The sequence below is a fragment of the Mycobacterium bohemicum DSM 44277 genome (assembly GCF_001053185.1).
In the GTDB taxonomy this organism is placed as follows: domain Bacteria; phylum Actinomycetota; class Actinomycetes; order Mycobacteriales; family Mycobacteriaceae; genus Mycobacterium; species Mycobacterium bohemicum.
Genome location: NZ_CSTD01000005.1, coordinates 134699 through 160084, shown reverse-complemented (window position 1 = coordinate 160084; position 25386 = coordinate 134699). Strand labels below are relative to the sequence as shown.

The window sequence follows — 25386 nt, the reverse complement described above, 5'->3', positions numbered from 1 at the left end:
TCCCGCTTGTGACGACCCCGTCCAACGCTTGGGGTGACGAACGACGGCACCTATCGCATCAGCTGCAGATGCGATATCCGGCGCTCGGCCGTCGGCGGGCGCGGCGGCTGTGTCAGCGGTTCGAACGGGTGGGGGTCCGGACGGCGCCGGAGCGGCTGCGCGCGATGCTGGCGGGTGCGCCGGTCGCCGACGGTGAGGTCACGGACGTCAATTTCGCGCTGATCGCGATGCAACTGGACCGCGAGGCGCGCCTGGCGAAGTACAAGCGGCTCAAGCGGCGCAGCGCCCGCTCCCTGCTTTTCGCCGGACTGGTGCTCGTCGTCCTGAACTTCCTGTTCTGCATGGCCTACGTGTTGCTCAACCTCGCCCAGCAGACCGCGCCGTTGTGAGTCCGCCTCGGTCGCGGTCGTGGTGACAGACCGCCTCGAGCTCGATGCCGAACTACTAGGCGGGGCCGCGCCCGTCGCCGGCCAGCCTCAGCAGCAGGCGGGTGCCGCCCAGCGGGCTGGTGTGCAAAGACGCTGTGCCACCGTGCAATTCGGCCTGTTGAGCCACCAGGGCCAGGCCCAGCCCGGAACCCGAACGCGAGGCCGTCGAACCGCGGGAGAAGCGTTCGAAGACGGCGGTGCGTTCGGCCTCGGGCACACCGGTGCCGTTGTCGTCGACCGCGATCTCCACACCCTCGCCGGAACTGGCCACGCGCAACTGGATTTCGGTCGCGCTGCCGTGCTTGACCGCGTTGGCGATCGCGTTGTCGATCACCAGCCGCAGCCCGGTGGGTAACCCGATCATCAACACCGTCGGCGACGGCACCAGAGACACCCGCACGCCGGGATAGATCCGAAGCGCGTCGTGCGCGGCGCGGTCCAGCAGCTCGGTGATGTCGAAGGGGACGAAGTCGTCGACGGTGGTCAGGTCGCCCTGGGCCAGCCTCTCCAGCGCCGTCAGGGTGGCCTCGATGCGGCTCTGCGTGCGGATCACGTCACCGATCACCTCGTGGCGCTGGTCGGGACCCAACTCCAGGGTGGTCAACACCTCGAGGTTGGTCCGCATCGCGGTCAGCGGGGTGCGCAGCTCGTGCGACGCGACGGCGGCGAAGTCGCGGGCCGATTCCAGGGCGGCCCTGGTGCGCTGTTGCTCGTTGCCGATGCGGGCCAGCATGCCCTCGACCGCCTCGGCGATCTCCACGGCCTCGCGCACGCCGCGCACCTGAACCTCGTCTGGGCTGGACTGGGCGTTGATGGCGCGGGCCTGCTGCGCCAGCAGCAGGAACGGGTTGACCATGATCAGCGAGATCACCCACCCGACGACGACGGTGCCGCCGATGACGCTGGCGCAGATCAGCAGCACCCGCATGTGCAGCTCGTTGATCCGGTGCTGGGCCTCGGCCAGCGGGGCCGCCAGGGCTATCGAGGCCGGACCCGCGCTGAAGGTGCGGACGCGGTACTGCACGCCGTTGATCGTGGTGTTCGCGTACCCGTTGGGCAGCTTGGGCAGCACGATGTTGCCGGGCACCGACACCGTCACGTCACCGATGCGCGCCGTGCGCACCAGGTTCCCGTCCGGCATCGGGCGATCGGCGTTGGCGAGCTGCGCGGTGTTGATCAGCGAGTTGATGTCGCCCAGGCTGGTGACCGAGTCGAGGCGGCGGTCGAGCTGGCTGTACTGGTCGTTGGTGACGCCGATCCACACCCACGCCCCCAGCGCCAGGACGAGGGCGATCACCGACAACGCGGCGACGATGACGATCGTCCGAAGCGAGAGCACCCGCATCGGCAGCTGTACATGCCGAGGTAGGCGAATAATCGGGGCTCCAGTCAGTGCGCGCTCGAAGTGCCGGACCGACGCCCAAGATATCAGCCGGCGTGGCTTCGCCCCCGGCAGCGCACGGGCCCGGCCGGCAGACCGGGCGCCGCGACTTGCCCGCCGCGGTGGTGAGTGAGTACTCTCTCCCCATGCTCACCGAGCCGACCCGGGGCCGTGACCGGCTGCTCGCCGCGGCGCTGAGGCTCTTCGCCGCGAAGGGGTATGCGGCCACCTCGGTCGCCGACATCCAGCGCGCGTCCGGGCTGGCGCCCGGGTCGGGTGCGCTCTACAAACACTTCGGCTCCAAGCGCGAACTGTTGGAGGCCGCGGTCTCGCACCGGATCGACAGCATCGTGGCCGCCCGGGAGGAGTACGACGCCGGTGAGCCGGGCGGTGTGGAGCATGCGGTTCGCACCGCGGGGCGGTTGATCTGGGACAACTTGAAGCAGAGCGAGGACCTGCTCAAGGTCATGCTGCGCGAGCCCGACGAGCTGGGCGACCTCGACGAGAAGACGTGGCAGGTCATCACCGACAACGCCTATCAGCGCTTCGCCGACGAGCTGGCCGCGAGCAACCGCAGCGGCCGCACCAGCATTCCCGATCCCGAGGCCGCCGCGGCCGTGGCGATCGGCGCGCTGTCCTATGCAGCCACGCTGCAGGCGCTGACCGGCCGCACGCCCGGCAACATCGACGAGGAACGCTACTTCGAGGCCTGGGTCACCCAGACGATGAGCGTCCTGGCCCAGCACGGAAACCGTTGAACACCAACACATCAGGGGAACGATCGTGACTTTTTCACTGCAACTCAGCGACGACGTGATCGAGGTGCGCGACTGGGTGCACAAGTTCGCGGCCGAGGTCATCCGCCCGGCCGCGTCCGAATGGGACGAACGGGAGGAGACCCCGTGGCCGGTGATCCGGGAGGCCGCGAAGGTGGGGCTGTATTCCCCCGACTTCTTCGCGCAGCAGGCGGCCGAGCCGACCGGTCTGGGCTTCATCACCACCTTCGAGGAGATGTTCTGGGGTGACGCCGGCATCGCGCTGTCCATCCTGGGAACCGGGCTGGCGGCTGCGGCGTTGGCGGGCAACGGAACTCCCGAACAGCTGGGCCGCTGGTTGCCCGAGATGTTCGGCACGCCCGACGACCCCAAGCTCGGCGCGTTCTGCTCGTCGGAGCCCGATGCGGGATCCGACGTCGGCGCGATCCGCACCCGCGCACGCTACGACGAGGCGGCCGGCGAGTGGGTGCTCAACGGCACCAAGACCTGGGCCACCAACGGCGGCATCGCCAACGTGCACATCGTGGTGGCGTCGGTGTATCCCGAGCTCGGCACCCGCGGCCAGGCCACGTTCGTGATCCCGCCGGGCGCCAAGGGGCTGTCGCAGGGCCAGAAATTCAAGAAGCACGGGATCCGCGCGTCGCACACCGCCGAGGTGGTGCTCGACAACGTGCGCCTGCCCGAGGACGCGATCCTCGGCGGCCGGGAGAAGTTCGAGGCGCGCATCGCCCGGGTCAAGTCCGGCGCCTCCGCCGGTGGTCAGGCCGCCATGAAGACCTTCGAGCGCACCAGGCCCACCGTCGGCGCGATGGCCGTCGGCGTCGCGCGCGCCGCGTACGAGTACGCCCTCGAATACGCCTGCCAGCGCGAGCAATTCGGCCGCAAGATCGGCGAGTTCCAGGCCGTCGCGTTCAAGCTGGCCGACATGAAGAGCCGGATCGACGCGGCCCGGCTGCTGGTGTGGCGGGCCGGCTGGATGGCGCGCAACAACCACAACTTCGACTCCGCGGAGGGCTCGATGGCCAAGCTGGTGGCGAGCGAAACCGCCGTCTACGTCACCGACGAGGCCATCCAGATCCTGGGTGGCAACGGGTACACCCGCGACTACCCGGTGGAGCGGATGCACCGGGACGCCAAGATCTTCACCATCTTCGAGGGGACCAGCGAGATCCAGCGCCTGGTGATCTCTCGCGCGCTGACGGGGCTGCCGATCCGCTAACGCCACCGCGTTGCGGGCGCCGCCGGGGCCACGCGCCATGATGGCGCTATGACCCCCGAGATCCGCGTCCTCGACGATGAGGACGATCTGGTCGCCGCGCTGAACGTGTTCCGCACCGCCATGGTGGGTTTCCCGCCGCTGTCGAACCTGCGGCCCGGCCAGATCGCCACGCTGCTCGAGCCGGGCCGCACGGTGGGCGCGTTCGTCGACGACCGGCTCGTCGGCACCGCCGACGCGGTCACCAGCCGGCTCACGCTGCCCGGCGGATCGATCGTGGCCCACGCCGCCGTCACCCACATCGGGGTGCTGCCGTCGTTCACCCGGCAAGGCGTCGCCACCGACCTGATGCGTCACCAGTTGTCCGACTGCGCCGCCCGCGGCGAGGTCGTGGCGACACTGCGGGCCTCCGAGGCGACCATCTACGGGAGGTACGGCTACGGGGTGGCCAGCTCGTCGCAGTCGGTGGAGGTACAGACGGCGCGGGCCGCGCTTCGACCCGGTGTCGCGGACGGTGGGCCCGTGCGGCTGCTGGACCCCGCGCAAGCGTGGGACGTCCTGCCCGGGATCTACGCGCGAAACCGACCGTCGCGACCCGGAACGATCGATCGCCCGGACGTGTGGTGGCAGGGACTTCGGCTGCGCACCGAATCATCCTCGGGCGCTTACTATGTCGCGGTACACGGCGAGCCCGGCACGGAATCGGGTTTCGCCCGCTACCGGCCCATCGACACCGAGGCGTGGTTCGTCAGCCAGCAGCGCACCATCGTGGTCGAGGATTTCTTCGCCCCCACCGTGGTGGCCTACCTCGGCCTGCTGCGTTTCCTGCTCAATCTGGATTTGGTTGACCGCGTGCTCTTTTGGATGCTGGCCGTCGACGACCCGCTGCCGTGGCTGCTGGCCGATCGGCGGGCCGCGCGGGTCACCGCGGTGCACGACGAAACCTGGCTGCGCGTGATCGACGCCGGCCGGGCACTGTCTGAGCGCCGCTACGCGGCGGGCGGGGAGGTCACGATCGCGGTGAATGACCCGATGCTTGCGGCGAATTCGGCGAGCTTCACCGTTTCCGGGGAGGGCGCCGAGCCAACGGAGCGGCCCGCGCAGCTACACGTCGCCATCGAGGGCCTCGGCGCCGTCCTGCTCGGCGGGGCGAGGTCGCCGGCCTGGTCCGCGCCGACGACCCCGCGGCGCTGGCCGTGGCCGACCGGCTGTTCGCGGTGCCCGACGCACCCCATGCCGGGTTCTACTTCTGACGCGGCGCCGGGCCGCGATTCACGTGAGCGAGTAGCGAATCGGCAAGTGCTTGAGCCCGCCGACGAAGGTGGTCGCCATCAGCTCGGGTTCACCGGCCAGCTCGATCGACCTGATCCGCGGCACCAGCTCGGAGAAGAAGCTGTTCATCTCCATGCGCGCCAGCGCGGCGCCCAGGCAGAAGTGCACGCCGTATCCGAACGACAGGTGCTTGTTGGGGTCACGGCCGACGTCGAAGCGCATCGGGTCGTAGAACACGTCCTCGTCGCGGTTGGCGGACACATAGGACAGCAGCACCGACTCGCCCTTGGCGATCGGCACGCCGCGCACCTCGGTGTCGGCCTGCGCGGTCCGCATGAACTCCTTGACCGGTACCACGCAGCGGATCATCTCCTCGACGGCGGTGCCCATCAGGCCGGGATCCCGCTGCAGCCGGGCCAGCTCGCCGGGGTTCTCCACCAGCGCCAGCATGCCGCCCGCGATTCCGGCGCTCGTGGTGTCGTGGCCCGCGCTGGCCACGATCACGTAGTAGGACGCGGTGTCCATGTCCGACAACGGTTCTCCGTTGATCGTGGCGTTGGCGATCGCCGAGGCCAGGTCCTCGGTCGGGTGCTCGCGGCGCGACGCGGTGAGTGCCGCGAAGTAGTTGAAGAAGTCCAGCAGCACGGCGAGCATGTCCTCGGGTGAGCCGCCCCGCTGAAACTCCATGTCATCTCCGCCGAACATCTCCTGCGTGAGCTTGAGCATGCGCGGAAAGTCCGACTCCGGAAGCCCGAGCAGCGACAGGATCACGTACAGCGGGTAGTTGACCGCGACCTCCTGCACGAAGTCACACTCGGGACCCTTTTCGACCATCTTCTCGACGTAGATCTTGGCCAGTTCGTCGACGCGGATCTTCAAGTCGCGCATCGCCTTCGGACGGAACCAGTCGGCTCCGATCTTGCGCATGTCGCGGTGCAGCGGGTCGTCCATGTGGATCAGCGTGCGCAGGCCGATCCCGGCCTCCATCTGCGTGCGCAACATGTCCTCGCCCTCGGCGATCATCAACAGGGGGCGAGGATCGTTGGTGAACAGGTCGTTCTGGCGCTCGATGTCCATGATGTCGGCGTGCTTGGTGATCGCCCAGAACGGCCGGTAACCCCTGACGTCGACCCAGGACACCGGAGCGTGCGCCCGCAGGTGAGCCAGCGCGTCGTGCAGCCGCTTTTCGTCGGTGTAGGCCAGCGGCTCGGCCAGGACCCGCGCGGCCTCGTCGATGATCCGGGTGCCCATGCGGTCTCCTTGGGGTCTGGTGCGACGCATCCACGATGTGGAACGATTGCGTTTCAGATTATGGGGGCGCGCCGACAGATGGGTCAAGATGTGGTCATGACGGCGGTGGGTCGCACGTACGGCGGACTGAGCGCACAGCAGCGGTCGCAGGACCGGCGGCTCCGCCTGCTGGAGGCCGCCCGCACGCTCATCGCCGACGGCGGTGTGGCGCCGCTGACCGTCGACCTGGTGTGCCAGCGCGCCGCGCTGAGCAAGCGGTACTTCTACGCCGAATTCGCGACCAAGGACGACCTGCTGGACGCGTGCGCCGAGGAGTTGTTCGGCCGGTTGGGCGCCCAGATGGAGGAGGTGCTGACCACCGCTCCGCTCGCCGATCGCGTCGAGGGCACGCTGCGCGCGGTCGTGCACACCTTGGCGTCGGACCCCGCGGACGCCCGGCTGTACATGGAGTGCCCCGGATTTCCCCGGTTGCGCGAATGCCAGCAGCGCGCGGTGCGCAGATTCACCGAGCGCATGGCCGCCGACGCGATGTCCTTCAGCGGCCGGCCGAAGCCGTCCGTCGACCGGATGCTGGCCACGCGCGCGCTGGTCGCCGGGACCACCGACCTCATCGTGGCGTGGCTGCAGCGCGACCTTGACACCGACGAAGAGCGAATCATCGCGACCCTCACCGCCACCGCGCGCGGGGCGGCGGCCGCTATCTGAGAGCGCCGAAGCGCTCGGGGCGCAACGCTTTCGGGTCAAGGACAGGGCCGCCGGGTGGCCGCGACCGCCGGCCCGGCGTTTGAGCCGCCGTTCCAGCGCAACGACACCACCACGAAGCGCGGCCGGTAGATGCTCACCTGGCGGTACACGTCTCCCCCCGGCGAGGTGTCGAGGCTGTTGACGTCATAGGAGATGACGAGGCTGGTCGGCGTCGAGAGCTCCGGGTGCGCGTGCGCGTTGTAGGTGTAGACCTCCGGGTCGCGATACAGTCCCGAGGCACCGCCCTCGGGGGTCCGGTAGAGGGTGACCGCCGGCCCGAACGGTCCCGTCGGCGAAGAACCGAATCGGCCGACGAGGCGGTCGGTGAACAGCTTCCCGCCCTCCATCGTTGTCAGCAGGTACACCCCGTCGCGCAGCGGGTGCACCGACAGCTCCGCGGAGACGCCGTCGGCCACCCGCGCAGAGTCGGACTCGGACGGGGACCATTCCCGGCCGTTCCAGAATGAAAAGGCTTGGCGCAGATCGGCTCCCGCAACGCGGGCAACGTGCAGGTACTTGCCCTCCCCGGCGCTCTCCACGCCGTAGACGTACGTCCACCGACCCGCGGGCTGCACCCACTGTCCCCACTGAATCCCGCGCGATCGCGGCAGCGGGATGATGGTGGGGGCCGACCGCAGGTCGCTCCCTTCGAAGCGCGCCAGCCATGACCCGACGAACCCGAAGTCAAGCGGGCCCGGCCCGGTGCCGCTCCACTCGGTGAGCGGAACCTGCAACGCCCCGGCGGCGAAGGTGGCCGCGCCCAGCCAGAACCAGTGCGCGGGATCGGCCGGCTCGATCAATGCCGCGGGGTGGTCGGGGCTCCCGCCGACGACGGTCGACCAGTGGCCCTGCGCATCGCGGACGACGAGGGAATTGTGCACGAACGCCGCGCCGGGCGGCCGGCTCGGCGGAGTGATGGGTCCGAGGAAGGTGTCCGAGAAGGCAAGCACCTCCCGGTCGCCGGGCAGCGGCGCCGACCAGGTCGAGTCCCCGCCCGTCCAGCCGGTGCCGGAGTCCGCGTAGCCGGTGAGCGCGGCCTGCAGGCAGGTGAGCGGTGCGGCCCCGGTCACGGCGGGCGGCGCGGGCCACGCGCCGCGGCCGCTTGAGCTCGGGATGACCAGCCCGAGTGCGGCCGCCGTCGCGATGAGGACGACGAGGAATCGGCCGGCCCGCCACACGAGCACACCATAAGCCAGATTTGCTCGATACGGACGCCGGGGGAAGGTAAGCCTCACTTTGTTGTGGCGCGGGCGTGACCAAACGCGCAGCGAAATTAGGGACGTTTGGCCCTAGGGCCGTCCGCGGACCGGCCGGAATACTTGGGCCGCTTGTCATTTGCTGGGGGCGATGCTGAGTTGCAGGGAGGTAGTTCATGACCGCTGAGGCGCCGCCCGTCGGTGATCTGGAGGCCCGTCGGCCGTTTCCGGCGCGAACGGGCCCGAAGGGCAACCTGATCTACAAGATCATCAGCACCACCGACCACAAGATGATCGGGATCATGTACATGGTCGCCTGCTTCATCTTCTTCTTCATCGGCGGCCTGATGGCGCTCTTCCTCCGCCTCGAGCTGGCCAGGCCCGGGCTGCAGTTCCTGTCCAACGAGCAGTACAACCAGCTGTTCACCATGCACGGCACGGCCATGCTGCTGTTCTATGCGACGCCCGTGGTCTTCGGGTTCGCCAACCTGGTGCTGCCGCTGCAGATCGGCGCGCCCGACGTGGCCTTCCCGCGCCTGAACGCCCTGTCGTTCTGGCTGTTCGTGTTCGGCGCGCTGATCGCGTTGAGCGGCTTCATCATGCCCGGGGGTGCGGCCGACTTCGGCTGGACCGCCTATACGCCGCTGTCGAATTCGGTGCACACGCCCGGCTCCGGCGGCGACCTGTGGATCCTCGGCGTCGGGGTCGGCGGCCTGGGCACCATCCTGGGGGCGGTGAACATGATCACCACGGTGGTGTGCATGCGCGCGCCCGGTATGACCATGTTCCGGATGCCGATCTTCACCTGGAACATCTTCGTCACCAGCGTGCTTGTCCTGATGATCTTTCCGTTGCTGACCGCCGCGCTGTTCGGTCTGGAGGCCGATCGCCGCATCGGTGCGCACATCTACGACGCGTCCAACGGCGGGGTGATCCTGTTCCAGCACTTGTTCTGGTTCTTCGGGCATCCCGAGGTGTACGTCATCGCGCTGCCGTTCTTCGGCATCATCAGCGAGGTGGTGCCGGTGTTCTCCCGCAAGCCGATCTTCGGCTACACCACGCTGGTCTACGCCACGCTGTCGATCGCCGCGCTGTCGGTGGCGGTGTGGGCGCACCACATGTTCGCCACGGGAGCCGTTCTGCTGCCGTTCTTCTCGTTCATGACTTTCCTCATCGCCGTGCCGACCGGAATCAAGTTCTTCAACTGGATCGGCACGATGTGGAAGGGGCAGCTGACGTTTCAGACACCGATGCTGTTCTCGCTCGGCTTCATGGTCACGTTCCTGTTCGGTGGCCTCACCGGGGTGATGCTGGCCAGCCCGCCGCTGGACTTCCACGTCAGCGACACCTACTTCGTCGTCGCGCACTTCCACTACACGCTGTTCGGCACCATCGTGTTCGCCACGTATGCCGGGGTGTACTTCTGGTTCCCGAAGATGACGGGCCGCCTGCTCGACGAGCGGCTGGGCAAGCTGCACTTCTGGCTGACGTTCCTCGGCTTCCACACCACGTTCCTGGTGCAGCACTGGCTGGGCAACTCCGGGATGCCGCGCCGCTACGCCGACTATCTGCCCACCGACGGTTTCGCAACGCTGAACTTCATCTCCACCATCGGCGCCTTCATCCTCGGCGCGTCGGTGCTGCCGTTCGCGTGGAACGTGTTCAGGAGCTGGCGGTACGGGGAGCCGGTGCTGGTCGACGACCCGTGGGGCCACGGCAACTCGCTGGAGTGGGCGACCAGTTGCCCGCCGCCGCGGCACAACTTCACCGAGCTGCCCCGGATCCGTTCGGAGCGGCCGGCTTTCGAGCTGCACTACCCGCACATGGTGCAACGGATGCGCGAGGAGGCCTACGTCGGTCGCGGCCACGCGAAGGCTGCGCCCGACGAGCTGACCGCCTCGACGCCGAGTTCGTAGCGGCGCGTCAGCCGTGGGGCGCCTCTGAGATCTTGCTGTCGGGCTTGCCCACCGTCTGGCAGTAGGTCGTCGCGGACAGCCGCGTCGCCGAGATCTCCAGGCTGGTCGGGTCGGCCCCGCTCTTGTCCTTCAGCATCTTGCTGACTTCGTCGTTCTGCTTCTTCTCGTCCTGCGTGGTGAAGTCTTTGCACTTCGTGTCACCGCCGGTGTTGATGACTTGGGAGGGCGAACATGCGCTGAACAGCAGCACGGCGGCGGCGATCATGGCCCGTGAGGCTTGCTTCATCGGTTGCCTTTCTGGATGGGAGGGGTTGCTACGTTTTCACCAAAGCCCCGAAATTCTAAACGCCGGCCGCTCACCCGCCGTTTGCTGACGGCCCGGACGCGTCACATTCGAAACGCGTGCGGCCCCCTGCGGCGGGAATACCTTCCCCGTCGGTCCGGCTGTAACGGAGGCCGGCCGGCCACGGGTGGCTAGGGGGAGGGCATTGGATGGGGTCGAACGGGGCGACCGGCCTGGCAGGCCGGACGGAACTTCAGGCACGCGGGCGGGACGGATCGAATGCGACGCTGTTCGCCGCGGTCTTGTTCCTGCTGTTCGCGATGGGCTGGGCCGCCAGTCACTTCGTGGCGTTGATGCCCGCGATCAGCGACAGCCAGCACATGAGCCCGGCCATGCTCGACGCCATCTTCGGGATCTACGCGCTCGGTTTGCTCCCCGGGCTGGTGGTGGGCGGGCGTACGTCCGACGCGTGGGGGCGGCGGCCGGTCGCCCTGACGGGCGCGGCTGCCGCCCTGGTGGGGACGCTGGCGATGGTGGTCTCCGAGCACTCCTTCCCGTTGCTGGTGGGCCGTTTTGTCGTCGGGCTGGGCGTCGGTCTGGCGATGAGTTCCGGCACGGCATGGGCCTCGGACCTGAGGGGAACGCCGGGCGCGGCCACCGCCGGGGCGGTGCTGATCGCCGGGTTCGCGGTGGGCCCGTTCATCGCGGGAGCGGTCGCCGGCGCCGGGCGGCCCGGCGTCGGCCTGTCGTTCTGGATCGCCGCCGGGCTGCTCGTGCTGGCGATGGGCATCGCGGCGGTCACGCCGCAGGACGCGGGCGCGTCGGCCGCGGCGCGCGACCCCGAGCACGCGGCGCACGCGCGGCACGGCGTCGGGTGGGCCCTGGGGTGGGCGATGCCCCTGGCGCCGTGGGTTTTCGCGTCGGCGACCCTCGGGTTCGTCACGCTCCCGGCCCGCATGCACACCGCGCTGTCTGCTCCACTGGCGGCCGGCACGGCGACGCTGCTTGTCAACGGTGTCAGCGGGCTTGTCCAGGTGGCCGCGCGCGCCCGCGCGTGGGGTCCCCAGGCCGGCACGGTGGGGGCGGTGCTGGCGGCGCTGGGCTACGCCGCTTCCGCGGCGGCGCCGCCGACCATGTCGCTGGCTATGGGCCTGCCGCTGCTGCTGGTATTGGGGTGTGCGTCCGGTCTGTGCCTCCGCGAGGGATTGATCGATCTGCAGACCGCGGCGCCGCCCCGGGTGCGCGGCGCGCTCGTCGGCGCGTTCTACGCGGTGACCTACGTCGGCTTTGCCTTGCCACTGCTGCTCACCGTGGTCGGCTCCCCGACGGTGTCGGCGCTGATCCTGCTCGCTTTGGCCGCGGTCGCGGCCGCGACCGCCGTCGGCAGAGCCGTGCGCCTGAGACGAAACGCGCACCGCGGCAAGCCAATCGGCCACCGGATGCCCGGGCCGTGACACCCATTCCAGCCGGAGCGGTTGACTGGCTCCGCCGGCATGGGACACGATGGCCGCAAACGTTCGACGGCCATCAATAGACGGGGTGCGAGTGGCTGACATCACCAGTTTGATCCTCGCGGACCACGAGTGGTTCCGCGAACAATTCGCCAGCCTGGACGAACTGCAGGCCCGGACACCGGTGAACCGCGGCGCGCTCGAGCGGGTGTGGCGACCGCTCGCGGACAAGCTCGACGTGCACGCCTACATCGAAGAGAAGATCTTCTACCCGCAGCTGCTCAAGCGGGGCGCCGACGATCCCGAGGGTGAGACGATCGACGCGATCGGCGACCACAACGACATTCGCGATGCGGTGCGCGCCGCCAACGGCTCACCGGTGGGCAGCGACGCGTGGTGGGAGGCGGTCGGCGACGCCCGAGTGGCCAACGACGATCACATGGCCGAAGAGGAACGGCAAGGACTTTCGGACTTCCGCCGCCACGCGCCCATCGGGCTCCGAGAGGCACTCGGGCGCCAATACGGCGAGTTCATGGCCTCCCATCCCACCACCGAGGGAGTCCCGATCGTCGACCGTGACCCCAGGCGCTACGTCGAGGAGATCGAGAACCCCGCGCCGGACAAGCGCGACGACGGTTCGCTGGGCATCGGCAGCCTCAAGGGCCGGTGAGTTCCGCCGCACCGACCTCGACGACGTCCGGGCCGGTGGGCGGAGGAGCCGGTGACACCGCGTCGCCGGGAACCTGCTGGCCGATCAGCTCTTCCTGCCCGATTTCGGGAACGCTGCCGCCGTCGTCACTTCCGCCGCGGCGCGGCGGCTTCCTCTTCGACGATTTGGTCCGTGCCGTCGCCGGCGGCGCGGCGGAGCCGTGGCCGTTGGGCGGTAAACCGGCGCTGGCGCTGGCGATTTCGACGGCCTTGTCGGTGTAGACGCGGTAGCCGAAGTTCGGCAGATAGCCGTGGATTTCGGGTGTGTCCAGGTCGCGCATGAACTGCAGGATCTCGCGGCTGAACACCTGGCCGGGCACCAGCACGGGAAAGCCGGGCGGGTAGGGCGTGACAAAGGTGGCCGACACGACCTCGTATCCGGCGTCCAGCTTCTCGTCGATCTGCTCGCCCCTCAGGTACTCACAGTTCGTGTCGTCGTAGGACAGGTAGAACCCGCGGCGGACGTCTCCCTCGGGCGTGGGCTTGCTTCCGCTGTGGTCCATGAACGCGGGATGGAAACCGCTGAAATCGGGTAGGGGCAAAGGCATTTCGGTGAGCCGGAAGACGGCGCGCTCGAACTGCTCGCGCTCGCCCAGGCTCATCTCGGAGATATTCTGGTCGAGCTCGCGCGCGATGTTGACCAGGACCTCCACCAGGAAGGCGACCGAGCTGCGCGTGGTGCCGATGTTCGTCATGAACAGCACGCTGTTGCGCGACGTCTTGTTGATCTGGATCCCGTAGCGGTCCATCAGCTGCTGGCGCTTGAAAGTGTCGCCGTCATAACCGGTATGGCCGATGAACAAGGTGATCCTCGACGGGTCGAGCACGAACTCGTCCTGATCCCACGCGGCCATCATGTTGCGAAGCCCCGACCGAAGCGGCTGCGCGATGGCCGACGGACGGTACCGCTCCGGGATCAGGTCCGACGTGCGAAGGCATCTCATGTACTTGCTCAGCAGCGGATGGTTGTCGATCGCGTCGCGCAACTGCATCGCGTTCTCGATCTGCCGCTGCACCAGTTCGACGCCTTCGAGCGCCACCTGCCGCCGGCCCAGGTCCAGCGAGGCGAGGATCTGATAGTTGGGCGAGGTGGAGGTGTGCGCCATGTAGGCCTCGTGGAACGGCTCGGCGACCTTCTGGTCGAAATCCTGGTCGAAGACGTGGATCATCGATCCCTGCCGCAGCGCGGTCAGCGTCTTGTGCGTCGACTGGGTGGCGTACACCCGCACCCGGGCGCGCGCCGGATCCGGAATGAGCCGCCGTTCCAACAGGTCCTCGTCGTCGGTCTTGCCCGCGGCCCCTTCCCCGGCCAACGACTCCTCGTACCGTCGCCGGTAATCGGGGTCCTGGAGCCGCTCGCGCAGCGCCCGGGCGGCGGCCATCGCGGTCCGGGTGCGATAAACCGGGTGGAAGCGCGCGAACGCGAACCAGGCCTCGTCCCACAGGAACACCAAGTCGGGCTTGATCGCCAGGCACTCCTCCATGACGCGCTCGACGTCGTAGACGATCCCGTCGAAGGTGCAGTTGGTCAGCGACATCATCTTGACCCTGTTGAGCTTGCCGGCGCGCTTGAGCGCCAACAATTTCGACTTGATCTCCCGCAGGGGCACCGCGCCGTACATCGAGTATTCGTTGAGTGAATATGCCTCCAGGTAAACGACATTCGCTCCGGCGAGCATCATCCCGTAGTGATGCGACTGGTGGCAGTTGCGGTCCAACAGCACGATGTCGCCGGGCGCGACCAGAGCCTGGGTGACGATCTTGTTGGCCGTGGACGTCCCGTTGGTGACGAAGTAGGTGTGGCGCGAGCCGTAGGCCTGCCCGGCCAGTTGCTGGGCTTCCCGCAGCGGCCCCGTGGGCTCCAGCAGCGAGTCGAGCCCGCCACACGTCGCCGACGTCTCGGCCATGAACACGTCCAGGCCGTAGAAGCCGACCATGTCCTTGATCCAGTGCGAGTTCACGATCGACTTGCCCTGCGAAATGGGCAGGGCGTGAAAGACTCCCGTCGGCCGGTGGCTGTATTGCTTGAGCGCGCTGAAGAACGGCGTGCGGTAGCGCGCGGCCACCCCGTGCAGGATCGACAGGTGCAGCTCCAGCATGCCTTCGCGGGCGTGGAACACCCGGCGGAAATACTGGCCGAGCCGGCCGGCGATGTCCTCCACATCGATTTCGGTCATCAGGTACAGGTCCAGCTCCGGCCGCAGGTTCGACAGGGAAACGGCGAGGATCTGCGCTCGCTCCTCGGGCGTCTGGTGGTCCGCCAGTTCGTTCGACACCTCGGTGTCGACGAATTCCGACAGCGCCGACAGGTCCCGGGTTGACTGGTGCGAGAAACGCCGCCTGATCACCACCGCCTGCAGGTTCACGTTGAGCCGGGCGGCGATGAGCGCCTCGTCCCCGCTGGACACCACCACCAGCTCGTAGACGAATTCGTCGTCGGGCCGTCGCCATTTGCGCACTTCGCTGCGGAGCGCGCGCTCCTGGTCCTCGGTCATCTTCTCGACGACGAGCACCTCGAAGTAGGGCCGGTCACGCTGGGACGCCGGCTGGTGTTCGACGAGCTGGCGCGGGTCGGACGGGAACATGTCCAGGTCGTCGGTGCCGGCGTTGTCCACGTCGCCCGAGCGGTAGGATTCCGTGGTCAGCGCGCGATTGACCTGCCCGACGGTCTGCGCGAACTTGTCGTAGCTGCCGGCCGCGAAAAGCCTTTGCAAACGCGCGAATTGGGGTGAGCCGGGATAGGCCCAGTAGGGCTCCAGGGTACTCAGGCGACCCAGCAGCTCCCGGCAGGCGTTGGCCCATTTCTCCTTCAGCGCCCCGGTGGTGGACGGGCGCGTCAACCGGTCGGCGGCCTCTTCCAATCGGCACCACGAGTCGCTGCGGACCTGCCACAGGCTGTTGTAGGCGCGCAGGTGTTCTGTCATGGCCACCTCTTTTCGGGCGTTACGAGCGGCTCCGCCGTGCGGAGTCGGTCAAGGGTCGCAAATGCAGCCCGCCCCGTGGTAGACGGAAGGCAAACAACGCGTGTCCGTCCGATTACGGCGGGACAGGCCTTCACCCGCGGTCAACACCTCGGATTTGACCGACGGCTTAAACCGTTTGGGAAGAGCAACTTTCGCCCGGCCGTCGATTCGAGCGATCAGAGTGACGGGGCACTGATGCCGAGCAGCTCCGCCAGCTGCGCGGCCGAGTACCCGCCCGGGCTGCCGCCGTCGCGCAGTGCCATCCGCACCGCGCGTGCCAGCGCCGCGTTCCGGGGAGCCGTGCCGCGGTGGCGGTGCGCGATTCTGACGATCTCTCCGTTGAGGAAGTCCGTTTCGGCGTCTCCGGTGCTGCGGCTCAACGATTGCCAGGTCGAGTTGCTCGGTCCGCCGTCCCATCCGGGGACTGGCCGGACCGTCGGTCCGTTGGCGCGCGCCGCGGTGGAATCGGCGAACGAGACGAATTCGATGCCGGCGCGCCGCAACACCTCTTGCCCCTCGGCGCGCACCGCGGTGACCAGATCACCGGCCGCCTCGGCGGTCAACGCGCCCACCGCGTTACCCAGGTTGCTCAGCAGCTTGTTGTACTTCCAGGGCGCGACGTCCTTGGGCAGGGATACACGAATTCCGGCATCGCTCCACGTTTCGGCGAGCCGCGCCAGCAGGGTCGCGTCCTCCGGCGTGCGGGCCGAAGCGGGCCACCGAGCGATGTGGAACTGGCCGGCCAGCGGCCAGGACCGCACGATCACCTCGCCGGGCTTCAGATGCACGGCGGGCATCCAGACGCAGATACCGAACACCCGCCGGAAGTAGCGCAGCGACTTCTCCTCGGCGACAACGCCGTTGAGCGCGGTCATCACCGGCAGTCGCTCGCCGGCGGTCCCGGCGGGTCGACCGTCGTCGCAGACGGGGCGATCAACCCAGTCCTGCAACGCCGTGTCGAGTTGCTGAGTCTTGGTCGCAAAGACCAGCACGTCGCGGGAGGTCAACTCCACGTCGTCGGGCCGCGACGCCGCGGCCACGGCGATGCGCAAGGTGCCGTCGGGAGTCCGCAGCGTCAAGCCGTCGGACGCCAGCGCCTGCGCATGCTCGCCGCGCGCCACCAACACCGCGGGAATCCCGGCGCGGGCGAGCACCGCGCCCACCGTGCCGCCTATCGCGCCGGCGCCGATGATCACGTATCGGTGGTCGGTTGACATTTCGCTGGGCCTTGGGTCGTCGGTCGGGGACACAATCCGCGAGAGTACGTCGGCGGGCCGGGTGGTTTACTGCCAGGAGTGCACAGAGAACCGAAATTGGCGCGGCGCTTCTTCGATCGATTCGAGCCGATACACGCCGTGACCTACTTCGCGCCCGAGGCGCGGGCCGCGCTGGACGAGCTGGGCTACCGCGGATTCTGGATGGGTTATTTCGCCGCGCGCTCGGCGCCACTGGGCACGGTGGCCACCGAGGTGGTCACCGCGATCTTCTACAACTTCGCTCCCGAGCGCGTCGCGAAGGCGCTGCCGGCGGCGTGGCAGATCGCCGGTCCGGAGGCCGCCCTGCGCGCGCGGCACGAGTCGGCGGTCGCCGCGCTGCGCCGGTACGGGCTCGACACGAATGAGAACCTCGGCTCCGCCGTCGAATTGGCCGCCGAATTGGCCGCCCAGGCCGCGCGCAACGCCCCGCTCGACGGCCGGCCGCTGTTCGCCGCGAACCGGGCGCTGCCGTGGCCCGTGGCACGCGACGACGCTGCTGCGCGAACAGCGCGGCGACGCACACGTGGCGGCCCTGACGGCCGCCGGCATCTCCGGCCGGGAATCCAACGTGCTGCACGCCGCGGCCGGCGGAGTCCCGCGGGACTACATCGCGCGCACCCGCGATTACGACGAGGCGGCGTGGCGCGACCACGTGCACGCGCTGGCCGCGCGCGGCCTGCTGCACGACGACGGGTCGCTGACCCGCGCCGGCCGCGAACTGAAAGACGAGATCGAGTCGACCACCGACGCCCTGGGCCTGTCGGCGCTGCACGCGCTCACCGACGACGAGGTGGAGACGCTGTTTCAAACGCTGACTCCCATCACCCGGGCCGTCGTCGCCGCCGGCGACGTCCCGGCGCTCACCCCGATGGCGTTGGGCCGCGACGAATTGCACGACGGCAGCGCACATTTGGCCGCCCACTAGCTGGTGGCGGCTACCCTGGGGGCCATGGCGAACCACCGAGTGCCGGGTGGAGTGGTGCACGAGCTGCCGGCGGATCTGCGCGAGTCGCTGATCGGCAACGCCGCGGCGCTGGCCGCCTGGAAGGACATCACGCCGCTGGCGCGCAACGAGTTCATCTGCTGGGTCGAGGACGCCAAGCAGGACGCGACCCGGCAGCGCCGCATCCGACGCACCCAAGAGGAGTTGGAGGAGGGCAAGCGGCGGCCCTGCTGCTGGCCGGGGTGCAAGCACCGCGAACGGACCGGCCGTTAGCCGGGGCTCGGCGCGGTCAGCGGCCTAACGACTTATAGAAGACCAGGCCGTTGCCCTTGTTGTCGTACACGACGGCGCGACGCTCGTGGGCGTCGTCGTAAGGGGCCTTGACGATGGCGCCCCCGCCGGCCTCGACCGCGTTGGCCGCGGCATCGACGTCGGCGGTCTTGATGCCGACGACGACCCGGCCGGGGATGGGATGGTCGACGGCGGTCGCCAGCGCGAGGGTGACCGCGCCGCCGTCGAGGGCCGCGAAGTGGGCCCCGTCGCGGAACTTCAGCGACATGCCCAAGGTTTCGGTGTAAAACCGGATCGATTCGTCCAGATCATCCGTCGACAGGACGATCATCTTCACTTCGTGGTCGCTCATGGCTGCCTCCCGTGGCTCGAACGCCCCCAAATACTAGGGGGAGGCAGCCCGGTGCGGGGCCGGTTGGCCCGTCGCCTCGGCTACGCGGCGCCCGGAGCCGTGCTCGCCGGTTGAGCGACATCGAAATCCATCGGCGGCCCGTCGCCGCGTCCGGCGTCTTGGTCGGCGACGGCCGTCGCCAGCGCGGTGCCGCCGCGGATCGTCCCGACGATGTCCACGCGCTCGTTGAGCGCGAAATGTCCAGGGGCCGTCGCGGTGCGAGCACCGGCCCTGGTGATGAGCGCGGTGTCCGGGGTGAGCAGGTAGGTCTGCGTGTACCCGTCGGGACTGCGGGCGGTCACGGAGTCCGCCGACACCGCGATCACGGTTCCCTGCTGGCGCACCGGCTGGGAGACGGCCGCCGGGCCCTCGTCGGCCACCAGCGATCGCTTTTCCGGCTCGACGTTGACGATCAGACCCACGGCCGACGCGCACAGCACGGAGGCGGCGATTACTTCGCACGCGCCCGCGACGCCGGACAGCGCCCGTCGCGCTCCCCCATCGGCGCGCGATCGTCTTTGCTGAGTGCGGCTGGTCATGCGGTGCTTGGCGCCCACGGTCAATCCTTCCTGCGGTTTCGCGCCGACGTGCGGTGGCGGCTACCGAATCAGGTTGTTGCTCGTGGTGTTACCCGTCGCGCACAACCGGTAAACCGCGGGCCGGGGGGCCGCGCGGCACGCCGGGGTGCGAAACGCGGTGGTGGGCGTCAGGCTTTGGTCAAGGTGAACTGCGCGACGTCGGTGTAGCCCTCGCGGAAGAGGTCGGCGCAACCGGTGAGGTACTTCATGTAGCGGTCGTAGACCTCTTGCGACTGAATCCGGACGGCATCCTCGCGGCGCTCCTCGAGCGCGGCGGCCCAGGTGTCCAGCGTGCGGGCGTAGTGCGGGCGCAGCGGCTGCACCCGCTCGACCGCGAAGCCGACGCTCTGGGCGTGCTCGATGACACCCTTGGCCTGCGGCAGGTCACCGCCCGGGAAGATCTCGTCCATGATGAATTTCATGAACCGCAGCTTGGTCATGGTGATCGGGAGCCCGCGCTCGGCGAACTCCTCATCGCTGGGCTTGATGATGGTGTGCAGCAACATCACGCCGTCGGCGGGTAGCGCCTGGTAGGCCGTCTTGAAGAAGTCCGCGTAGCGGTCGCGCCCGAAATGCTCGAAGGCGCCGATCGACACGATCCGGTCCACCCTCTCGTCGAACTGCTCCCACCCCTGCAACAGCACGCGCTTGCTGCGCGCGCTGGGATGCTGGTCCAGCCGTTGCTGCACGTGAGCCTGCTGGTTGCGGCTCAGCGTCAGCCCGACCACGTTCACGTCGTAGCGCTCGAGCGCCCGGACGATGGTGGTCCCCCACCCGCACCCGATGTCGAGCAACGTCATGCCCGGCTCCAGCCCGAGCTTGCCGAGCGACAGGTCGACCTTGGCCAGTTGGGCCTCCTCGAGCGTCATGTCGTCGCGTTCGAAGTAGGCGCAGCTGTAGGTGCGCGTCGGGTCCAGGAAGAGCGCGAAGAACTCGTCGGACAGGTCGTAATGCGCCTGCACGTCGTCGAAGTGGGGCACCAAGCCGGTGGTTTCGCTGCTGTTTTCGGGCACTGCACGACCTTTGACATTGACGTTGTTACGGCTCGGCGGCCGTCAGATCCACGCCGATCGAAGAACCCCCGAACCACCCAGTGTATCGGGCGCCGCGGCGGGCGACGCTCCCAGCTACCCTTCGCCGCGGCCGGCGCGGATCGGCGAAAGGGCCCCGGGGGGCCGCACGTCCGCGGAATTTGTTGGGACCAAGCGCAATACCCCGGTGTGTCGCCGGCCGCCGCGGCGCCGGCGCGGTGTGAGAAACCCGCACCGGGGTATAGACACCCAATGCCTACACCTGAGCGCTGTTCCGGCGCCGCCGCGGGGGCCCGGTAGTGGCGAAGCAGCAGTCGATCCCGGAAGATCTGCGGCGGTTGGCGGCCGCGCACGGGGTGGCGACCTCCTACCGCAACGAGCGCCGCGAACCCGTCGAGGTCGACGCCGACGTCGTGATCCGGGTCCTCGGGCTGCTCGACGTCGAGGCCCGCACCGAGGCCGATCGGAGCCGCGAGCTGGCCAGGCTCCAGCAGCGCAACCGCGCCGGTGTGCTGGCCCCCTCCATCGCGGCGCGGCTGGACGGCCGCCCCCACCCGCTGCCCGGAGCCGCGCTACTGGTCGGCGAGCACGGCGACCGGTTCGAGGTGCGCGACGAGCTGCCCGGCGACCTCCCGCCCGGCTGGTATCGGCTGCACACCCGCGACGGTCAGGAGGCCACCCTGGTGGCGGCGCCGCAGCACGTCCCGGCCGCGCCGGCCACCTGGGGTTGGATGCTGCAGCTGTATGCGCTGCGCTCGTCGCGCTCGTGGGGCATCGGTGACCTGGGTGACCTGCGCGAGTTCATGGACTGGACCGCCGCCGAGCACGGCGCCGGGGCGGTGTTGCTGAACCCGCTGAGCGCGCCCGGGCCGACGCACCCGGTGCAGCCCTCGCCCTACACGCCGTCCAGCCGGCGGTTCGCCAACCCGCTGGCGCTGCGCGTCGAAGACCTCGACGCCTACCGCGGGGCAGACCCCGACACCCGCGCGGAAGTCGATGCCCTGCGGGTGTCGGCGGACACCGAGCGCATCGACCACGACCTCGTCTGGGCGGCCAAACGCGACGCGCTGGAGTTGCTGTGGCGAGCCGAGGGTCGGCCCTCTCCGCTCGACGAGTCGCCCGCCCTCGCGGGGCTGCGCGACTGGGCCACCTACTGCGCGCTGGCCGAGCGGCACGGCGGCCGTTGGTCGCGCTGGCCCGACGCCCTGCGCGACGTATCCGGGGCGGCCGTGGCGTCCGCGCGCCGCGACCTGGCGCCGCGGGTGGCGTTCCACGCCTGGGTGCAGCAGCGGTGCACCGAGCAGTTGGTCGCGGTGCGGCAGGCAGCCCGCGACGCCGGCATGGCGCTCGGGGTGTTGCACGACCTGCCGGTCGGGGTCGACGCGGAGGGCGCGGACGCCTGGGCGCTGGCCGAGGTGCTCGCCGGCGGGGTGAGCGTCGGGGCTCCGCCCGACAACTTCACCCCGCGGGGACAGGACTGGGGGCTTCCGCCGTGGCGACCGGACCGACTGGCGGCCACCGGCTACTCCGCGCTGCGGGACATGCTGCGCGCCGTGCTGACCTACGCCGACGGTCTGCGGATCGACCACGTCGCCGGGCTGTGGCGGCTGTGGTGGATCCCGCCCGGCGACGGCCCCGACCGCGGCACCTACGTGCACTACGACGCCGACGTGATGCTGGCCGTGCTGGCGCTGGAAGCGCATCGCGCGGGGGCGACGGTGGTCGGCGAAGACCTGGGCACCGTCGAACCGGAGGTCACCCAGGCCCTGTCCGCCAATGGGATGCTGGGGTGCGCCGTGTCCTGGTTCACCCGCGACGAGTCCGCGCCTTCAGAGCCCCTGCTCCCGCCGGCGCAGTGGCCGTCGCGGGCCGCCGCCAGCCTCTCCACCCACGACCTGCCCACCGCCGCGGGGTTCCTGCGCGGCGAACACGTGCGGGCGCGCGCCGACCTCGGCCTGCTCGTCGACGTCCCGGCCGAGCGGACCAAGGCGGAGCGGGAACGGGCCGAGTGGCTGGCGCTGCTGCGTTCCGAAGGGTTACTTCCTGACGAACCGCCAGAGCCGGACGATGCCCAGATCATCGTCGCGATGCACCGGTTGCTCGCGGCGACCCCGAGCCGGTTGAAGCTGATCTCGCCCTATGACGTGATCGCCGAACCGCGCCAACCCAACCTGCCGGGCACCATCGACGAGTATCCGAACTGGCGGCTCCCGCTGCCGGAGACCCTCGAGCAGCTGCGGGACGACCCGCGGGTCGCCGAGATCACCGACGTCTTTCGCAGGGTGTCGGCGCCCCGCGGCCGCTAGCACCCCGCGCGGAACTCGGGCGCCCGTTTGAGTGTGGCCGGCGTCTCGTTCGGCTACAGGGAGGTAGAGCGTGTGCCGGGCGGGCGGCGCAGCCGGGAAAACGGGGTGAGGGCCATGAAACCGATATCGCCGACGGACGCGATCTTCCTGATCGGCGAGTCTCGCGAGCATCCGATGCACGTGGGCTCGCTGCAGCTGTTCGAGCCGCCGGAGGACGCCGGCCCGCACTTCGTCCGCGAGTCGTATCAGGCCATGCTGGAGTGCGCCGAGGTGCAACCGACCTTCCGCAAGCACCCGGCCTTCCTGGGCGGCTTCACCAACGTCGCCTGGTCGTTCGACAACGACGTCGAACTCGACTACCACCTGCGCCGCTCCGCGCTCCCCGAGCCCGGACGGGTGCGCGACCTTCTGGAGCTGGCGTCCCGGTTGCACGGGAGCCTGCTCGACCGTCACCGCCCGCTGTGGGAGGCCCACCTGGTCGAGGGGCTGGAGGACGGCCGGTATGCCGTGTACACGAAGTTCCACCACTCCCTGATGGACGGCGTGTCCGCGCTGCGGCTGATGCAACGCGCCTTCACCTCCGACCCCGACGACGATGAGGTGCGGGTTCCGTGGAGCATCGGTCCCCGCAAGCGCGGCGATCGAGGCGGCCGCCCGTCGCTTCTCGAACGGGCCGGGCGCACCGCCGGCTCGGCGTTGTCGCTGGCGCCGTCCACGTTGAAGCTCGCGCGGGCCGCGCTGCTCGAGCAGCAGCTGACGCTCCCATTCCGCGCGCCGCGCACCATGTTCAACGTTCGGATCGGCGGGGCACGGCGGGGGGGCGCCCAATCGTGGGGCCTGGACCGCATCAAGGCGGTCAAGTCGGCGGCCGGGGTGACGGTCAACGACGTGGTGCTCGCCATGTCGGCGGGGGCCCTGCGTGCCTACCTGCAGGACCAGGGCGCCCTGCCGGAGAGCTCCCTGACCGCGATGGTGCCGGTCAATCTCCGCAAGGACGACGACGACGGGGGCGGCAACATGGTCGGGACCTTCCTGTGCAACCTGGCCACCGACCTCAGCGACCCGGCCCGCCGGCTCGAGGTCATCAGCACATCCATCCGCGACACCAAAGAGGTGTTCTGGCAGCTGCCGCCCGTCCAGCAGCTTGCGCTGTCGGCGCTGAATGTCGGCGGGCTGTTCGCCGGGCTCATCCCCGGCTACCTGTCGGCGGCCTCGCCGCCGTTCAACATCGTGATCTCGAATGTCTCGGCCGGCCGCACCGAACCCCTGTATTGGCGCGGTGCGCGGCTGGACGGAAACTATCCGCTGTCCATCCCCCTCGACGGGCAGGCCATGAACATCACGGTGACCAACAACGCCGCCAATCTCGACTTCGGTCTCGTCGGCTGCCGGCGCAGCGTTCCGCATCTGCAGCGGATACTGGGCCACCTCGAGACGTCCCTGAAGGAACTCGAACGCGCCGTCGGAGTGTGACACCGGTGGCGGCGGGCCCATAAGCCGTTGCGGGAAGCCGATATTGGGTCTAGCCGACACCTCGCGGCTGGTGATGCGTCACGACCATCGATTCCAGCCGCTTGGGGTGTCGGCGATGTACTCCAGAGAGACCGTCGTGCCGCTCGGCCGGGCATCGATGGTGCAGTGGTCGGCCAGCGCGTGCATGAGCAGGATCCCGCGTGAGGCCCGCGGGTCCTCAGGCCTCTTCGGCGGCCGCCGGTACCAGCTACCGGAATCGCTGACGTACACCCGAATGTTCTGTGCCGCTTGGTCGTAACTCGCGCGCAGGGTCATGGTGCCGGCGGTGTGGCGCGCGCGGTAGGCGTGCTCGACGCAGTTGGCCAGCGCTTCGTTGACGCCCAGCACTACGTCCTGGCAGACTTCCGCGCTCATCCACGTGAGTTCGTTCAGCCACTCGCGCAAGACATGGCGAAGCTTGGCCGCGGTCACGGCGTCGGCGGCACCGGCAAGCACCAGTTGCACCGGGATCGCGGTCATTGACGGGGAACTCATGTGCAACGGATACCCAATTGGGCTTCGGCCCATAACGTGGTTCGCGTCTCGCTTCGGATAAGTACTCGTTGCGCGCTGAGATCTTGATTTCCAATCGTTTTCACGACGACGCCTCCGCGTCGGCCCGCTCCTCCTGCAGTCGGTCCTTGCTGCGCAGCAACCTGAGCAAGGTCACGAAGCCGAGACCACCCGCGACGTTGCCGACCACCGTGTAGCCGAACCAGCCCAGCCAGTCCCAATAGCCGAACGGCGCCTTGCCCGTGGCGAGGGCGCCGAAGATCAGCAGCGAGTCGAGGATCGAGTGGAACAGGCGCGTCCCGGCGAGCAGGAAGGCGCCCGCGATCGCGGCGGCGATCTTCGCGGGCACCGAGTCGGTGCCGTGCTGCATTCGGGTCATCAGGGTGATCACCATGCCGCCGAGCACCGCCAGCGCCAGCGTCCGCGCCGACAGGGGCGCGGTCGCGAAGTGAACGCCGGACTCGATGGTTTGTGCGTGCAGTTCGGGAAAGCCCGCCATGATCAGCCACATGATGACCCAGCCGCCGACCAGGTTGGCGAGCATCGTGCCGCCCCACAACTTGAACAGTTGCGCCAGGCTGGCGCGCTTGGCCGCCACGGTGACGACCGGTACCAGGAATCCCTCGGTGAACAGTTCGCTGCGGCCCAGCAGGAGCGCCAGGAATCCGATCGAAAACGCCAGACCCGCCAGCAGCGGCTGGTGGGTGGCCTCCAGCACCGACAGGTAGGCGAGCACACCCAGCGCCACCTCGGTACCACCGAAAAAGCCGGTGACCAGCACACCCCGCCAGGTGCGGTGCATCCGCTGGGTGCCTTCGCTCAGCATCCTGGTGAAGGCGTTCTCCAGTTCGTCCTCGATGGGACTGTCGTACTCTCCCAGCTGCCGCTGGATCGCTTGACTCATGGGTTCCTCACGCCGGCGTCGCTACCCGTTCCGGGTGCAGCCGAGTGGATACCCGCTTCCGGCGCCCGGTCCCCCG

Annotated in this window: 21 protein-coding genes and 2 pseudogenes; 12 read left to right on the top strand and 11 right to left on the bottom strand. The window is 69.1% G+C overall.

Translation table 11 applies throughout. The features are described 5' to 3' along the window. Positions 1 to 8: 8 nt before the first annotated feature. Positions 9 to 389: a hypothetical protein gene (locus BN971_RS20635; RefSeq protein ID WP_245836574.1), complete on the top strand. Its 381-nt coding sequence runs from the start codon at positions 9 to 11 to the stop codon at positions 387 to 389. A gap of 55 nt (positions 390 to 444) precedes the next feature. Here BN971_RS20635 and BN971_RS20630 read toward each other — a convergent pair whose 3' ends face one another. Beyond that, positions 445 to 1773 carry a sensor histidine kinase gene (locus BN971_RS20630; RefSeq protein WP_085179699.1) on the bottom strand — a complete coding sequence of 443 codons (1329 nt, stop codon included), beginning with the start codon at positions 1771 to 1773 and terminating at the stop codon, positions 445 to 447. A 182-nt stretch (positions 1774 to 1955) separates the two neighbouring features. Here BN971_RS20630 and BN971_RS20625 point away from each other — a divergent pair, with 182 nt between their 5' ends. From BN971_RS20625 to BN971_RS20615, 3 genes and pseudogenes are all read left to right on the top strand, one after another. Next, positions 1956 to 2567: a TetR/AcrR family transcriptional regulator gene (locus tag BN971_RS20625; RefSeq protein WP_085179700.1), complete on the top strand. Its 612-nt coding sequence runs from the start codon at positions 1956 to 1958 to the stop codon at positions 2565 to 2567. 25 nt (positions 2568 to 2592) lie between these two features. Continuing rightward, entirely contained in the window at positions 2593 to 3804 is a 1212-nt protein-coding gene (locus BN971_RS20620; RefSeq protein WP_085179701.1) for an acyl-CoA dehydrogenase family protein, read from the top strand. Positions 3805 to 3852: 48 nt separating this feature from the next. Further along, positions 3853 to 5054: pseudogene (locus BN971_RS20615) on the top strand (GNAT family N-acetyltransferase). 19 nt (positions 5055 to 5073) lie between these two features. On the opposite strand, the gene BN971_RS20610 reads toward BN971_RS20615, so the two are convergent. Further along, positions 5074 to 6324 carry a cytochrome P450 gene (locus tag BN971_RS20610; protein ID WP_085179703.1) on the bottom strand — a complete coding sequence of 417 codons (1251 nt, stop codon included), beginning with the start codon at positions 6322 to 6324 and terminating at the stop codon, positions 5074 to 5076. A gap of 96 nt (positions 6325 to 6420) precedes the next feature. On the opposite strand from BN971_RS20610, the gene BN971_RS20605 reads away from it, so the two are divergent. Continuing rightward, positions 6421 to 7029, top strand: coding sequence for a TetR/AcrR family transcriptional regulator (locus tag BN971_RS20605; protein WP_169718554.1), 609 nt, complete (start codon positions 6421 to 6423; stop codon positions 7027 to 7029). Positions 7030 to 7064: 35 nt separating this feature from the next. Here BN971_RS20605 and BN971_RS20600 read toward each other — a convergent pair whose 3' ends face one another. Then, complete coding sequence (locus BN971_RS20600; RefSeq protein WP_169718555.1) at positions 7065 to 8246, bottom strand: DUF5005 domain-containing protein; 1182 nt, start codon at positions 8244 to 8246, stop codon at positions 7065 to 7067. Between the two features lie 194 nt (positions 8247 to 8440). Here BN971_RS20600 and ctaD point away from each other — a divergent pair, with 194 nt between their 5' ends. Further along, complete coding sequence (gene ctaD, locus BN971_RS20595; protein WP_085179706.1) at positions 8441 to 10180, top strand: aa3-type cytochrome oxidase subunit I; 1740 nt, start codon at positions 8441 to 8443, stop codon at positions 10178 to 10180. Between the two features lie 7 nt (positions 10181 to 10187). Here ctaD and BN971_RS20590 read toward each other — a convergent pair whose 3' ends face one another. Then, complete coding sequence (locus BN971_RS20590) at positions 10188 to 10466, bottom strand: hypothetical protein (RefSeq protein WP_085179707.1); 279 nt, start codon at positions 10464 to 10466, stop codon at positions 10188 to 10190. Positions 10467 to 10672: 206 nt separating this feature from the next. Between BN971_RS20590 and BN971_RS20585 the strand changes: the two genes are divergently transcribed. Together BN971_RS20585 and BN971_RS20580 are read left to right on the top strand one after the other, a co-directional pair. After that, the gene (locus BN971_RS20585; protein WP_085179708.1) at positions 10673 to 11917 is read left to right on the top strand and encodes an MFS transporter; all 1245 of its coding nucleotides are present in this window, start codon (positions 10673 to 10675) and stop codon (positions 11915 to 11917) included. Positions 11918 to 12008: 91 nt separating this feature from the next. Continuing rightward, positions 12009 to 12584: a hemerythrin domain-containing protein gene (locus BN971_RS20580; RefSeq protein ID WP_085179709.1), complete on the top strand. Its 576-nt coding sequence runs from the start codon at positions 12009 to 12011 to the stop codon at positions 12582 to 12584. Here BN971_RS20580 and BN971_RS20575 read toward each other — a convergent pair. Together BN971_RS20575 and BN971_RS20570 are read right to left on the bottom strand one after the other, a co-directional pair. Beyond that, a complete protein-coding gene (locus BN971_RS20575; protein WP_085179710.1) occupies positions 12571 to 15546 on the bottom strand; it encodes an aminotransferase class I/II-fold pyridoxal phosphate-dependent enzyme in 2976 nt (991 codons plus the stop codon). The genes BN971_RS20580 and BN971_RS20575 overlap by 14 nt on opposite strands. Before the next feature lie 215 nt (positions 15547 to 15761). Then, entirely contained in the window at positions 15762 to 16802 is a 1041-nt protein-coding gene (locus BN971_RS20570) for a ketopantoate reductase family protein (RefSeq protein WP_085179711.1), read from the bottom strand. A 78-nt stretch (positions 16803 to 16880) separates the two neighbouring features. Between BN971_RS20570 and BN971_RS20565 the strand changes: the two are divergent. Beyond that, positions 16881 to 17766 (top strand): annotated as a pseudogene (locus tag BN971_RS20565) (SCO6745 family protein). Positions 17767 to 17790: 24 nt separating this feature from the next. Continuing rightward, positions 17791 to 18057, top strand: a complete 267-nt coding sequence (locus BN971_RS20560) for a YdeI/OmpD-associated family protein (RefSeq protein WP_085179713.1) — start codon at positions 17791 to 17793, stop codon at positions 18055 to 18057. Positions 18058 to 18073: 16 nt separating this feature from the next. On the opposite strand, the gene BN971_RS20555 is transcribed toward BN971_RS20560, so the two are convergent. The 3 genes from BN971_RS20555 to BN971_RS20545 all read right to left on the bottom strand — a co-directional run bounded on the left by BN971_RS20555 (position 18074) and on the right by BN971_RS20545 (position 20057). Further along, entirely contained in the window at positions 18074 to 18427 is a 354-nt protein-coding gene (locus tag BN971_RS20555; RefSeq protein ID WP_085179714.1) for a VOC family protein, read from the bottom strand. Positions 18428 to 18507: 80 nt separating this feature from the next. Then, positions 18508 to 19023: a hypothetical protein gene (locus tag BN971_RS20550; protein WP_085179715.1), complete on the bottom strand. Its 516-nt coding sequence runs from the start codon at positions 19021 to 19023 to the stop codon at positions 18508 to 18510. Between the two features lie 149 nt (positions 19024 to 19172). After that, a complete protein-coding gene (locus BN971_RS20545; RefSeq protein ID WP_085179716.1) occupies positions 19173 to 20057 on the bottom strand; it encodes a cyclopropane mycolic acid synthase family methyltransferase in 885 nt (294 codons plus the stop codon). Positions 20058 to 20374: 317 nt separating this feature from the next. Here BN971_RS20545 and malQ point away from each other — a divergent pair, with 317 nt between their 5' ends. Both malQ and BN971_RS20535 read left to right on the top strand, forming a co-directional pair. Next, positions 20375 to 22381 (top strand): 4-alpha-glucanotransferase, encoded by a 2007-nt coding sequence (gene malQ / locus BN971_RS20540; protein WP_085179717.1) that lies wholly within the window; start codon positions 20375 to 20377, stop codon positions 22379 to 22381. A 114-nt stretch (positions 22382 to 22495) separates the two neighbouring features. Further along, entirely contained in the window at positions 22496 to 23854 is a 1359-nt protein-coding gene (locus BN971_RS20535; protein ID WP_090350566.1) for a WS/DGAT/MGAT family O-acyltransferase, read from the top strand. A 78-nt stretch (positions 23855 to 23932) separates the two neighbouring features. Here the strand turns inward: BN971_RS20535 and BN971_RS20530 are convergent, their stop codons facing one another. Both BN971_RS20530 and BN971_RS20525 read right to left on the bottom strand, forming a co-directional pair. Then, on the bottom strand, positions 23933 to 24358 hold the full coding sequence (locus BN971_RS20530) for an ATP-binding protein (RefSeq protein WP_372512090.1): 426 nt from the start codon (positions 24356 to 24358) through the stop codon (positions 23933 to 23935). Positions 24359 to 24488: 130 nt separating this feature from the next. Beyond that, the gene (locus BN971_RS20525) at positions 24489 to 25310 is read right to left on the bottom strand and encodes a formate/nitrite transporter family protein (RefSeq protein ID WP_085179720.1); all 822 of its coding nucleotides are present in this window, start codon (positions 25308 to 25310) and stop codon (positions 24489 to 24491) included. Positions 25311 to 25386: the final 76 nt, after the last annotated feature.